This is a genomic window from Prosthecobacter sp., from assembly GCF_049294395.1.
Lineage (GTDB): Bacteria > Verrucomicrobiota > Verrucomicrobiia > Verrucomicrobiales > Verrucomicrobiaceae > Prosthecobacter.
Genome location: NZ_JBAQCR010000178.1, coordinates 1 through 10,954 on the forward strand (window position 1 = coordinate 1; position 10,954 = coordinate 10,954).

A 10,954-nucleotide genomic window follows, 5' to 3' on the forward strand; every position below is an offset into this window, starting at 1 on the left:
TTCTTCGCGTTACATGGACGTTATTCCTATGCCGCCTTCTTCATGGCTTGGGTTTTCTGACTGGCCTTGGGCTTAGCCCTGGTCGAACAGGGATTGTTGATTTGCGAAGTGGGGATCCGACCCGCTACACCTCCAGCTGAATCCCCAGCTCAATGACCTGCCGTGGTGGAAGATCAAAGTAACCCGTCGCAGGGCGGGACATGCGCGAGAGCATCACAAAGAGCTTTTTCCGCCACGCCGCCATCTTGCCGGGCCCGTTCGTCAGCAGCACTTCGCGGCTCTGGTAGAAGGTGATGCCGTTGCGCTTCACCTTGGTCTTCTCAGACATCGCCATGCAAAGGTCATTGAACACATCGGGCGACTCGGAGAAACCGTAGCGCAGGATGACGCGGTAAAACTCCTCGTGATACTCGCTGATCTCGTGGCGCGACTCTTCGCGGACATACGGGACATCCGCAAACTTCACACTCAGCAGCACCACCTGCTTGTGCAGCGCCTTGTTGTGTTTCAGGTGGTGCAGCAGCGCGAGCGGCAGGCCGTCGGCGCTGGCAGACATGAAGACCGCCGTGCCGGGCACGCGTATGATGCGGTCCTTTTTGATCTCATCGATCAGATGCACCACGGGCAGGCGCCCGCGCTGCATGGCTTGGAAGAGGATGGCGCGACCATCCGTCCACGTTTTCATGATCACCCAGATGCACGCCGCCACGGCCAGCGGAAACCACGCACCCTGCATGAATTTGATCAGGCTGCCGGAGACGTAGCCCAGCTCAATGATCGTAAACACCAGCACCGGCAGAAAGGCTTTCCAAAACGCCCAGCCCCAGATGCGGCGGGCCACAAAGAAGAACAAGATGCTGGTCAGAAACATCTCCATCGACACCGAGAGACCGTACGCGGAGGCAAGATTGCTGGAAGTCTCAAAGCCGATCACCAGCGCGATGCAGGCCACCATCAGCAGGAAATTCACCTGCGGCATGTAGATCTGCCCGCGCACATCCGGATTGGTGTGGATGATCTTCAGACGTGGCAGATAACCGAGCTGCACCGCCTGCTGCGTGAGCGAGTACACGCCCGTGATCATGGCCTGTGAGGCGATGATCGTCGCCGCCGTCGCCAGGATGATCATCGGCACCAGCAGCGGCTGCGGCACCAGTTTGAAGAAAGGATGCTCCAGCGCCGCCGGATCGCTGATCACCAGCGCACCCTGGCCGAGGTAGTTCAGGATGAGCGAAGGATACACGAGCATGAACCACGCCCGCTTCAGCGGCTTGGACCCGAAGTGACCGATGTCCGCATACAGCGCCTCACACCCAGTCACCGCCAGCAGCACCATGCCCATGATGACGATCCCATGATATCCATGATGCATCAGGTAATAAATCCCCCAGTGCGGAGACAGCGCCACGATGACTTCCGGATGCTCAATGAAACGATAAAATCCCAGTGACGCCAGTGCCGCGAACCACAGGATCATGATCGGGCCAAACGCCACGCCAATCCGCGCCGTGCCGTGCTTCTGCACCATGAAAAGGCCAAAGATGATCGCCACGGAGATGTACACGATCACGTGCTGGGGCAGGGTGGAGCTGATCTGCTTCATCCCTTCCACCGCAGAGAGCACCGAGATGGCCGGGGTGATCATGCCATCGCCATACAGCAGCGCCGCACCAAACAGCACCACCAGCACCACAAAGGCGCTGGACTTCGGGCTGAGGGCCTCCTTTTTCGAGCGCAGCAGGGACAGCAGCGCAAACATCCCCCCCTCTCCCTGCGCCGTCGCCTGGCTCAGCAGCCCGAGGTATTTGATCGAAACCATCAGCGTGAGCGACCAGACCATCAGCGAGATCGGCCCGTAGATCATGTCCACTCCATCCCGGCCTGGCACGTAACCCGCATGCGTCAGGCACTCACGCAGCGCGTAAAGCGGACTCGTACCGATGTCCCCGAATACCACACCCAAGGCAACTAGGGCCAGGGTCCAACTGTTTGAGTTTTTGTGTTCTGACATGAGGTATCTTCGGGACGTTCCCGAAGCCCTGTTTGAATCAGGGACTGCTGCTGTTAGCCAGCAGGGACTCAGATGCAAGGGACAGTTCGGCGCACTGGGCTGTGTGTATGAACAGTGGCATGCACAAAGTAGTCACAAAGTTCGCTTCGCGGCTGCGCGCAGAAAGTACTACAGAGCTTCAGCTCTTTCCGGGCGCGCGGCGCGACGTCCAGCCATTCACTCATGGTACTCCCAGCTTCGCGATCTCCTCCTTCTTCAGCGCCCGGTCAAACACCGCGATCTCATCCAGCCGCCCCTCCCAGTTCGAGTCATTGTCGCTCCGCCCGCCAAAGAAACACTCATGCGGAGCTTTGGCCTCCTCAATCGCCCTCTCCGTCTCAAACTCCAGCGCTCCATTGAGGTAGCCACGCACCTGGTTCTTGTCACGGACCAGCACCACATGCTGCCACTCCCAGCGCGGGATCTCGGTCTTGCCTGCCACGAGACTCTTGTCGTTCGTGCCGCTGAAGAAAATCAGCTTGCCCGTATTGCCACTCTTGCCGCCGATGCCGAGGTGATCTCCCATCACGCTGAGCCCATGATCCTGCCCCCGGGAAAAAAGCCAGCCGCTGGTATCTCTCCCGTCATTCGGCATGCCATTCCAAAACCACAGCGAGACAGAGTACTGGCTCCCCAGCCCTGCGAGGCGTGAGCGAATGCGTGCGCCGACCAGATGCGGTGCGCGGTTCACCTCACCCGCGCAAAAGCTCGCGGACTTGGGCCCTTCAAGGTAGTAGGCCACATCACGCTCATACACCGCATCATGCGCATGAGCAGTCGCATCCGCCGCCACCGGACCGGTGAACTCGTTCAGCCTCCAGTAAGCCGCCGGTTTCATCGCCAGCACCGCCTTGGCCGCTGCGCCATCGCTCAGCTTCCATTCGGCGCGCGGTTTGTCAGCCACGCGTTCCAGCGCCGCGATGGCTGCTCCCGCGATCTTCGGCTCCGCATTCACCTCCAGCCCGGCGGAGCGTGCCGCCCAGGTGTTGTAGCCGCCCCATGCATGCATCTCCGGCGGCGGGATGTAGCCATCGCCACCGTTCGCCAGCTCGATCACCATCGTATAGGGAAGGGGACTCGCCGCTTTGATCTTCAGGCCCGTGATCGCATACGTTTCATTCGGCGTCGTCGCGATGCCGATGTCCCCAAGCCGCAGCCCCTGCACCACGATCTCCGTCTGCTGCCTCTCATTCAAAAGGATCTGCTCCCGCGCATACACTTCCGTCGGTGTCTTCGCCAGCCGGTCGCCCACCTCCGTCATCACACGCTGCGCCCATTCCAGGCGCTGCTTGTCCGGCGTGCGGTACTTCATAATCATCCGCGTCTCCGTCATCGCCACGCTGGGCTGGTCTTCATACTTGATGCTGGCATAAGCTTTCATCGCAATGTCCAGCAGCCCGTTCGCATACTCATCCATGGTCGGCTTCGGCCGGTCCTTCTCCGGGATCGTGTAATCCACGCGATAGATGTCTCCGCTGCAGCCATGCGACATCATGCCCACCATCTTGCCTTCCGGGTCGATGCGCTTTTGCAGTCCATCTGAAAACAGGCCGAAGTAGTCCGCGCCGATGTCCTTGTCACCAAAGTAGTGCATCGAAAAATTCGCCAGCACCGCCAGCGGTTTGCCGTCCTTCGTTTGAATCGAGATCAGTGAGAGATCAGGATCTTCCGGGCCGGACTCACCCGTCACATCATCCCAGTTGCGACCTGCATGCATGTTGGCCCGCACCGACTTGTTGCCAAAGGGATCTTCCACCACGCGGTCCGGCCGGCGAATCCACTGCCGCAGCGCCGTGAACTCCGCCGCATTCGCTTTGGCAAAACCAATGCGCGCAGGCACCAACGCCGCCTGCGCCGCCGCGATGGCCTCCACAAGCTTCTTCTTCAAAAACGGCACATAATTCGGATCCGGATCCGTGCCCAGACATCCCATGGAAGCCGGGGCGGAGTGCGCATGCGTGGCGGAAATCAGCATACGGTCCGCCGGAATGCCCGTCTTCGCCGCCGCCATCTTCTTCGCATCATCCAGCACCTCGCGGCTCATCATGCAGCTGTCCGCCACCACGAGCGCGATCTCCGTCTTGCCATCCGTCGCCACGATGGCACGCGCATGCACCCGACTGGTGATCTTGTCCACGTAGCGGCTCAGCATCCCCCCATTCACCAGCACCGGCAGCTTCGGCGGCGTGATGTCGATCACCGCCGCCCCTGCTTTAAATTCAGCATGGATCGAGGTGGCAAGCAGCAGAACGGACAGCGGAAGAAGGAAGCGCATCATGGTGCGTGACAATACGGCGCTGGCTACGGTGCTTATTGTGCCCAATTCGCCGCCTTTTGTGACCTTCCCTCTTCGGCCCCTTTTGAAGAACCAGCAAAATGCAGCAAACCCAGCGCGGCGTGGTTCGCACTCTCCGAATGCGGTCTGGAACTCAGGCCCACACTCCACCATCTCTCACTTCGTCATTTTCAAAAACGCCGCCGCATACCGCTTGCCCAGCTCCCGATACGCCGCCGCGTCAAAATGCACCTTGTCACCCTTGTGGTTCAGTCCTTCCGCCGTCACAAAAGCCGTGTGCGGCACCTCCTTCGGCAGATCCCGGTGCGCCTTGTCCACCAGCACCTTCTCAGGCGACCACGGCGCCTCGTCAAACACACCCATTTGTCCCGCGATGAACGGCACCTCCGGCGCTTTCACCAGCTCACGCAGGCGCTTCACCAGATCACTCAGCTTGCCTGCATACGTCTCCGCCAGCCCCGCCTGTGAATCGCTCTCGCCTTGATGCCACAGAATGCCTTTGATCGTCCCCGCAGGCAGCGCCAGCTCCACACGCTTCACCATGTCATCCCACGGGTGGCTCTTCGTCGCAGGATAAAACACCCCCGGCTTCCATGTGTCGATCGGCGATCCACCCACCGCGCAGGGAATCAAACCAATCGTCACCCCCGGATTCGCCTCGGCGATGATCTGGCCAAAAGTCTTGCCCAGGCCCACGCCCGCTGCCGCCTTGTCAAAATGCATCGGATCCACCGCCGGCACCCACTTGCCCTCTTTGCTCAGCATCAGCACCCGCGGATTCACCACCACATCCTGCGCCTCCACAACCCCACGCCCCGCCATGTTCGACTGCCCCACCAGCAGGAAAAGATGAAACTTATCCTTCGCAGGAAGGGACGCATCTTCAGCAGCAGCGAAGACAGTGACAAAGAGAGCCAGCAGGCAGATGAGTGGACGGATCATGGTCAGGAATGGAGAAAAGGGGAACGCTCACACGAATCTCTTTTTGCAGATTATGTGTGTTAGATAGGAATGCGGAGATGGCCGGATTTTTTCAACCAGACTCCAAGGAATGTTCACCCCTCACTTCAGCGTCTTCCGCAGCCACTCAATCAGCTGCTTCTGATAATCCGAGCCCAGTTTCTCCCAGCCGCCCATGCCATGAATGCCTCCGGGCACTACGATCGTCTCACAGCTGTTCCCCGCCGCCTTCGTCTTCGTCTCAAAGTTCACACTCTGTGAAAGCGGCACCGTCTCATCCTTGTCCCCATGAATTTGCATAAACGGCGGCAACCCGCCCTGAATGTGATTCAGCGGCGAAATCTCCGCCAGCCTCTTCCTCGCCGCATCATTCAGCTCCTCCATGCCGATGAGTCCCCCCAGGCCGCCCAGCGCCTTGCGCCGCTCCGCCTGCACCACCAGATCATGCGGCGCATAAAACGGCACCACCGCCGCCACCCGCGTGTCACCTTGGCCCGTGACCCCGGCCCATGAAACGAGGTGCCCGCCCGCAGACTCACCAATCAGCGCGATCCGCTTCACATCCACCTTGTACTCCGCCGCGTGCGCCTTCACCCACTTGATCGCGCTCGCCACATCATCCGCACACGCCGGCCACGCATGCTGCGGCGCCAGTCGGTAGTTGATCGTGAACCACGTGAAGCCCGCTTTCGACAGCGGCTCAAACAACGGCTTGATGAACGAATGCTTGTCCCCCTTCGTGAAGCCGCCGCCATGCACCAGAATGCACGTCGCAAACGGCCCCTCGCCCTCCGGCACATACGCATCCAGCGTCAGCGACACATCCCCCGCCTTCGCAAACTCAATGTCCTGCTTGAGCCCGGGCAGCGTGAAGGTGTCGGCGGCAGGAAGAGCGGTGGTCAGGAGCAGGGCAAGCAGCAGGGCGGATTTCATGGTGCGTAACCAACGCCACTTGCAGCAGCGCTTATCGTCATTCCTCCAACTTCCCGCTGCCGAATTTGTGCGAAAGAAAGCCACCGGGTTTGCTGTCTGGCAGGCGTATGCTCTAATGAAATATGAAACAACAGCGTGTCTTGATTCTCGGAGGTGGATTTGCCGGTCTGGCCTGTGCCAAAGGATTCCCCGAAGAACGCTTCGCCGTGACGCTGGTGGATCGCTGGAATCATCATCTCTTCCAGCCGCTGCTCTATCAGGTGGCCACCGGTGGCCTCGCCATGACCGACATCGCGCAGCCGCTCCGCTCCATTCTCTCCGATTATAAAAACGTCACCACCTTGATGGACGAAGTGAGCCGCATTGATCTCGATGCCAAACAGGTCCACCTGAAGGAGCAGGTGCTCGATTACGACTACCTCGTCATCGCCCTCGGAGCCAAGACCGGCTACTTCGGCCACGATGAATGGGCCGCGCACACGCTGGGCCTGAAGAGCCTGGATGATGCCATGAAAATCCGCAAACAGGTGCTGCTCGCCTTTGAGCAGGCGGAGTGCTCGAATGATCCCCAGACAACCGCGCGGTTGCTCACGATGGTCATCGTGGGCGGTGGTCCCACCGGAGTGGAGATGGCAGGCTCGCTCGCCGAACTCGCACAGCAGGTGCTCAAAGAAGACTTCCGGCGCATTGATCCCAGCTTGGCGAAAGTCCATCTCGTCGAGGCCGGCCCCAAGCTGCTGGCGACTTTCCCCGGCGGACTGCCAGACTACGCCTGCAAGCATCTCGAGCACCTGGGTGTCACGGTGCATCTGAATTCACCCGTCAAAGAAGTCGGCGCAGGCTATGTCATCACCGGTGACCACCGCATCGAGACAGACACCGTCATCTGGGCCGCAGGCGTGGAGGCCAGCGGGATCACACGCACTCTCGCAGGCGTGCCGCTCGATCGCGCCGGCCGCATCCAGGTCCAGCCTGACCTGAGCCTGCCCGGTCATCCCGAAGTCTTCGCCGCAGGCGATCTCGTGGCCCTGACCGACACCAAAGGCGTCCGCGTCCCCGGCGTCAGCCCTGCCGCCATTCAGATGGGCCACTTCATCTCCAAGACCATTCTCAACGAAGGCATGTCCGTGCCGCGCTCATCCTTCACCTATCTCGACAAAGGCACCATGGCCACCATCGGCCGCAGCGCCGCCGTCGTCAGCTTTGCCGGCATGCATTTACGCGGCATGCTCGCCTGGCTCATGTGGCTCTTCGTCCATCTCCTCTTCCTCATGGGCATGCGCAATCGCGCCATCGTCTTCCTCCACTGGGTCTGGTCCTACATCACCTGGCAGCGCGGCGCCCGCATCATTCAGCCCTGAGCTCTACGGAGCGCGGAATTTATTCCGCAGCACTCCGCCGAAGCCCAAAACTCTTAACAGCACATCCCCCCTTAAAGCCGATGTCCCTCTTTTCTGCCGCAAGCAACCCGGGGCGACAATCTGGTTAGAGCTGCAATGCAGAAGAGATAAAGCTTCAGCGGAGGGTGGGTGTTTGCGAGGTGCTGCGGACTGAAATTCCGCGCTTCAAAGACCTTGATCACCAGCGCAGCCGCGCCACCCGGAGCACTAGGAGCGCGGACTTCCAGTCCGCAGCACTCCGCCGAAGCGCCAAGCTCTTAACGAGACAACAGACCCTTCAAGCCGAGGACTCTCTGCTCTGCCTCATGCAATGTGGTCAATAATTTGGTTATAGCCCCTCGAAAAACTCATTTCCTGCAAGAGCCGAAGCAGCATCCCCATAGGGACTGCGGTCGCGGAGTGAGGAACAGCCTGTCCTCCCGAATAACTTCAGGCTCTTCTAAGTACGTAGTTTGAGTTTTCAGCCCGTTCCGAAAGCCCCGCAACACCCCAGTCTCTGAAGCCAGCCAACACACGTATTGTAGTACCGGCTTTAGCCGGATTCTGGAAGCTCACTTCGCGCAGTCAGCTGCCGAATAACCTCGCCTGTTACCCTCCGTTCCACACTCTACCCGCCTTGAGTTCAGGTGCTTCGTAGCTTTAGCGAAGAAGGAAACGCAGCTACCGCTTTCGCCGTGCCAGCCAGCAAACGCGAACCATAAAATGCTCAAAGGCGGCAGCCGCTGCTTTTCCACCAGCCGGTCACCTCACGCCCACCACGAGACATTCGAAAGCGCCAGCTCATCGCAGCCGCACTCCAAATAATGGCTCGCATACTCGCGCTTCCGATATGGACTGCGGTCGCGAAGTGAGGAACGAACGCAGCTACCGCTTTCGCCGTCCTCGGTGAGTCACGCATATCAGCAAACCCTCGAAAGCGCCAGCCGACAATCCCTCTTTGCCCCGTCACCTCACGCCCACCAAGAGACGTTCGAAAGCGGCCGCTCATCGCAGCCCCTCACTTCACCTCAAACACCTTCGCATCCAGCACCTTGCCATCCTGCACCAGATCAATGCGATACTTCCCCGGCGGCAGCCCCTCCTTCGCCGTCAGCGAAGAGTCGATTTGATCACTCACCGCCGCTTCCACATCCGCCGTCGCCAGCACCTGGCTCTTCTCGCCTTCCACTTCCACCAGCACCCAGACAAACTGCACGCCTTTGGCCAGCGCCTTCTCCTTCAAGTTCCACCGCGCATGCAGCTCCGTGTCGTCCGTGGTGAAATACTTCACCTCCTTGCCGGGCTCGCCCTTGCCGTCATCCCGAAACAACTGCGAGGAGTCGAGCACCAGCTTCGTCTTCCCGGCCATCGGCGCGCCCACCTTCACCGTGAACTTCTCGTGCGCCACCTCCTGCCCGTCGAGCTGCAGCGAGACCTCATGCGTGCCCGCAGGCCAGCCCCCGGCCGGGATGAAGGCAAAATGGAAAGGCACGTTTTCCTTGTTCTCCTCCATGGTGAAGCTCCGCGTGCCCTGGTCGTCCACCTTGCCGTTCACCAGCCACGTCGCCTCCAGCCATGACGACAGGCCCAGGTTGCCCGCTCCCGCCAGGAAGACCTTGTCCATGCCGTCAAACTCATGCGTCTCATTCACCGGCTTGTGGTCCTCGTCGGCGCCCTTGGCCAGAGCCGCTTTCAGCAGCTTGCTCGGAATGGCCTCTTTCGGCGGCGCGACACGGAAGGGGAACTGCCCCAGCGGCTTTCCATCCAGGGTCACATCCGCCCGATAGCACGCACCCACCGGCATGGGTTGCTTCGTCTTCATGTCAAAGCTCACAAACGTGTCCTCCCCAAACGAGAAGATCACCCCCTTGTTCACCGTCGCCACATCCACCTTCGCCTCCGCCATCAGATCCTCACGAAACATAAACTTCGCCGCCACCACACCCGACTTCGGCCTTCCCTTCAGCTCGATCGAAAGATACACCGTCTCATCCGGCTTGAAAAACTCCGCCACATCCTTCGGCGACCGATCATCCTCCTTAAACCCATGGCAATAAACCGCCTTCTTCAAATCCCCCTCCGCCGCCTGTAGCGAGACATCCGCAACTGCCAGACTGAAACTCAAAACCAGCAGAGGAACGAAAGATGTTTTCATGTCCGCACCCAACCACGGTTCATGACGATCACAAGACGCATGGCGGGTTTGTTTAGCCGCGCTGAGGCGTCCATTTTGCCCCGATCATCAATCAAGCTTGGGTCCACGAGGCTTGTGCACCCATTGACTTTTTCAAGCCGTATGTTATGTAACCACCGCGTCTTATGACACCCCGCGTTCTCAAAATAGTTCATTCAGCCCGGCTGCGGCCAGGGCTCGGGATGACTATGTCATAGAGGACAGAAGTCAGATATCGCTGCTATCCCCGGGAGCCCTGATTGCCGCCAGTCTGCATCAGGGCCTTTTCATATCCTTCCGGGGAGCAGCACGTTCACATCGAACCTCTGACTCTTATGAAACTCAATACGACTGACTCGGGCCGCATCCGCAACATTGGCATCGCTGCCCACATTGACGCTGGCAAAACCACGCTCACCGAACGCATTCTCTTCTACGCAGGCGCCATCCATGCCTGCGGAGACGTGCATGAAGGCAACACCACCACCGATTTCTCGGACATCGAACGCGAGAAGGGGATCACCATCTCCTCCGCCGCGGCTCCATGCTCGTGGACTCAGCAGCCCGTCGCAGGCCTCACCCGCCTCTTCACCGGGCAGCCCCATCGCCTCAACATCATCGACACCCCCGGTCACGTCGACTTCACCGCCGAAGTCGAGCGCTCACTCCGCGTGCTCGACGGCGCTGTCGCCGTCTTTTGCGGTGTCGGTGGCGTGCAGCCTCAAAGCGAAACCGTCTGGCGTCAGATGGATCGCTACCGCGTACCCCGCGTCGCCTTTATCAACAAGATGGACCGCCTCGGCGCGGACATCCCCCGCGTCGTCAACGAACTCCAGACCAAGCTCGGCGCCACCGCCTGGCCCGTCCTCCTGCCCTGGGGGGCCGAATCCGCACTGCTCGGCCAGCTCGATGTCATCGAAGAGCGCGCCCTGCGTACCCATGCCGACTCGCCCACCGGCTTCACCGTCGAAGCCATTCCCACCGAATGGCTCACCGCCGTCGATTCCGCGCGTCGTGATCTCATCCAGGCTCTCGCCAGCCTCGACGATGAAATCGCCGAACTCTGGATCGAAAACCTCCCCGTGCCCGCGCAGGCACTCCGCACCGCGATCCGTCGTCAGACACTCGCAGGCCGCTTCGTGCCCGTCATCGGCGGCAGCGCC

7 protein-coding genes are annotated in these 10,954 nt (G+C 60.2%); 2 read left to right on the plus strand and 5 right to left on the minus strand.

Annotated features, from left to right (window positions below; genetic code table 11):
• Positions 1-124: 124 nt before the first annotated feature.
• The 4 genes from WAW39_RS12005 to WAW39_RS12020 all read right to left on the minus strand — a co-directional run bounded on the left by WAW39_RS12005 (position 125) and on the right by WAW39_RS12020 (position 6,239).
• Entirely contained in the window at positions 125-2,011 is a 1,887-nt protein-coding gene (locus WAW39_RS12005; RefSeq protein ID WP_422319081.1) for a potassium transporter Kup, read from the minus strand.
• Between the two features lie 220 nt (positions 2,012-2,231).
• Entirely contained in the window at positions 2,232-4,328 is a 2,097-nt protein-coding gene (locus WAW39_RS12010; RefSeq protein WP_422319083.1) for a LamG-like jellyroll fold domain-containing protein, read from the minus strand.
• A 174-nt stretch (positions 4,329-4,502) separates the two neighbouring features.
• Entirely contained in the window at positions 4,503-5,288 is a 786-nt protein-coding gene (locus WAW39_RS12015) for a sialate O-acetylesterase (protein ID WP_422319085.1), read from the minus strand.
• 120 nt (positions 5,289-5,408) lie between these two features.
• The gene (locus WAW39_RS12020; protein ID WP_422319087.1) at positions 5,409-6,239 is read right to left on the minus strand and encodes an alpha/beta hydrolase; all 831 of its coding nucleotides are present in this window, start codon (positions 6,237-6,239) and stop codon (positions 5,409-5,411) included.
• A gap of 122 nt (positions 6,240-6,361) precedes the next feature.
• Here WAW39_RS12020 and WAW39_RS12025 point away from each other — a divergent pair, with 122 nt between their 5' ends.
• Complete coding sequence (locus WAW39_RS12025; RefSeq protein WP_422319089.1) at positions 6,362-7,600, plus strand: NAD(P)/FAD-dependent oxidoreductase; 1,239 nt, start codon at positions 6,362-6,364, stop codon at positions 7,598-7,600.
• A 1,036-nt stretch (positions 7,601-8,636) separates the two neighbouring features.
• Here the strand turns inward: WAW39_RS12025 and WAW39_RS12030 are convergent.
• Complete coding sequence (locus WAW39_RS12030; RefSeq protein ID WP_422319091.1) at positions 8,637-9,773, minus strand: hypothetical protein; 1,137 nt, start codon at positions 9,771-9,773, stop codon at positions 8,637-8,639.
• Between the two features lie 353 nt (positions 9,774-10,126).
• Here WAW39_RS12030 and WAW39_RS12035 point away from each other — a divergent pair.
• The coding region (locus WAW39_RS12035; protein ID WP_422319093.1) for a GTP-binding protein at positions 10,127-10,954 on the plus strand (828 nt) is incomplete at its 3' end.